Annotated in this window: 1 pseudogene; it reads left to right on the top strand. The window is 70.9% G+C overall.

The window, feature by feature from the left end:
* Positions 1-15 precede the first annotated feature (15 nt).
* Positions 16-667 (top strand): annotated as a pseudogene (locus EES42_RS44835) (hypothetical protein); the annotation flags it as partial.

Raw genomic sequence — 667 nt, 5'->3', positions numbered from 1 at the left:
GACGGGGAGGCAGTCATGAACTCATTCGCACCGCCGAGTCTTCGGCGGGTGATCGGGGCGGTGACGCTGGCCCTGGCGGCCCTGGCGGTCATGTTCGGTACGGCACCGGCCGCGAGCGCCTCGGAGCCGGGCGGGCCGATCGGGCGCGGCGAGGCGATGGACCGTGCGTGGTCGTGGATCGCCGAGCAGGTCCCGTACAGCCAGAGCGGCTGCCATCAGAACCAGTTCGGCTGCTACCGGCCGGACTGCTCGGGCTATGTGTCGATGGCCTGGAACCTCGGTACGTCCCTGACGACCTGGGGCCTGTGGGACGTCACCTTCGACATCCCCGCCAACGACCTGCAGCCGGGTGACGCCCTGCTGCGCGACTCGGGCGGCACGGACCACGTCGCGCTGTTCCTCCGCTGGGCGGACCCCGCCCACACCCAGCCGGTGGTGCGCGAGGAGTACGACTTCGGGCATGTAGCCGAGGAGCGGGTGTGGGGCGACGGGCTCAGAGGTTTCACGCCCCGCCGCTACAACAACCTGGACGACCTGGTCCCGTACGGCACCATCGCGGCGAAGTACGACAGCACGGGCGGCCCCGGCGGCCCGCTGGGCCGGCCGATCACGGGTGAACGGGACTCCTCGCTCGGCGGGCGCTTCCAGCAGTTCCAGAACGGGATCA

Source organism: Streptomyces sp. ADI95-17 (genome assembly GCF_003846175.1).
Classification (GTDB): domain Bacteria; phylum Actinomycetota; class Actinomycetes; order Streptomycetales; family Streptomycetaceae; genus Streptomyces; species Streptomyces sanglieri.
The sequence above is the reverse complement of the archived record's forward strand: the minus strand, read 5'-3'. Positions and strand labels throughout refer to the sequence as shown.